The sequence below is a fragment of the Candidatus Glassbacteria bacterium genome, assembly GCA_019456185.1.
Classification (GTDB): domain Bacteria; phylum Gemmatimonadota; class Glassbacteria; order GWA2-58-10; family GWA2-58-10; genus JAJRTS01.
On record VRUH01000010.1, the window covers coordinates 100219 to 101952 of the forward strand.

Here is a 1734-nt window from a genome sequence, read left to right on the forward strand (position 1 = left end):
GGTAGTCATCCAATTATTTTCAGTGGAAGGCTTCCAGTCGAGAGTGTCGTCAGCAACCAGGTCCAACAGCCCGTCAGTCACTTTGTAAGTATACTCGATCTCGTTGCTCAGCAACTCTTTCCAGCTCATTGTATTCTCCTTATCATCATTTCAATAAGTAATGGACCGCCCGGATGCCCCCCGCGGGCGGGGGGTGGGGCTGTGTTGCGCCCAAACCTACCTTAACTTCTCGTAGGCCGCTTTCATCAGCGCGGCGTCTTGCTCCAGGTTGGGGCTTTCGCAGACCACGGTGCCGCCGACTCCGAATTCTTTCAGCGCCTGCAGCAGTTCCTTGTATTTCAGGTCGCTTTCGGTCAGCACCAGGTGACGGCGCTCCCCCTTGGCGCTGTACTCGATCCCCGAGACATGGATATGCAGCCGGTCGAGATACTCCCGGCCCAGCCCGCTGCTGATCGCCTCCAGGGTGGCGCAGAACTCCTCGTAGCTGTTCTCCTCGCCTCCGCTGCGGGCGTGGTTGTGGGCGAAATCGATACAGGGGTGGACACCGTCGAGGTCCCGGCAGATGCGGATCAGCTCCTCCAAACTGCCCCACTGGGTCGCTTTACCGGTCAGCTCTGGGCTCAGCTTCGCGCTGTCGATCCCCTCTCGGGCCATCTCTTCCAGGATCCCCTCGACAGCCCGGCGCACAACGCCGTAGACCTGTTCCGGGTCCTGCTTCATGAAAAACGCCGCGTGGAACGTAAAACTCTCGGCCCCCATCCAGTGGGCGGCGCGCGCTGTGTTGAGCACGCGCTTGATACTGGCCTCTTTCTTCTCGGGTTCGGCGGAATTGAGATTGATATAGTACGGGCCGTGGCAGGTCAGCGCCACGCCGAGCTTCCGGGCTGTCTCGCCGTAGAGCCGGCATTTCTCTTCCCCGGTCCGCACCCCGTGGACAAACTCGACCTCCAGGTTGCCCAGTCCCAGCTCGGATATCCGCCTGATCCCCGAAAGCACACTGCTGTCTTTCGCCGAATGAGGCACTCCGCCGGTGCCGAACAGTAACTCAGCCACTTATCTATCCTCCCTCATTCTTTTATTCCTGAGCAGATAGTGCAGCGCGAACACCGCAATCATCCCGTAGCCCACGCTGAATTTCCAGGCGGCGCCCGGCGCCACCAGATCGGTGAACTGGCCGGCCACGATCTGGCCGCTGTGGATCAGCCCGAAATATGCGAACGCGGCCGCGACCATGCACCAGTATATAACGCGCAGATAATCCTGCTCGATAAAATAGACCGTGATCGACGTAAGGAACATCGCGCTGAACAGAAAGCCGCCCGCCAGGTTCATCAGCCCGCCCAGATCGAAATCCAGCATTCGCTTGAACTGCTCCGCAACGGAAATATCGAACTGTCCGCCGGTGGCGACAGTCATGCTGAAACCGACAATCAGCAGACCCCAGGCCGCGATCGGCGGGATCAGGCCGACACAGACCGCCGGGAAATGGCTTTGCGGGACCGCCTGGAACGCCTGGGCGGTCATGATCACTCCGATATAAAGCAGGATCGGGTAGGCGCTTTCCGGCGGGATCAAAGCAACCAGTACGCCGATTCCCCCGGTCAGGCAGATCAGCGTGATAACGACACCGTTGAGCAGACTGTAGCCGGAGCGGCTGCCGAGGGCTTTCCAGCCCGGATGGCCGATATAGACCGTGGTTGGAAAACAACTGCCCAGCACTGCGCCCAGCAGGGA

The 1734-nt window shown here is 59.9% G+C and carries 1 protein-coding gene and 1 pseudogene (1 of these 2 only partly in view); both read right to left on the minus strand.

Going from position 1 to position 1734, the window contains the following annotated elements:
• Window positions 1–129: pseudogene (locus FVQ81_05950) on the minus strand (DinB family protein); it reaches 409 nt to the left of the window's first position.
• Between the two features lie 87 nt (window positions 130–216).
• Window positions 217–1053, minus strand: coding sequence for a TIM barrel protein (locus tag FVQ81_05955; protein ID MBW7996108.1), 837 nt, complete (start codon window positions 1051–1053; stop codon window positions 217–219).
• Window positions 1054–1734: the final 681 nt, after the last annotated feature.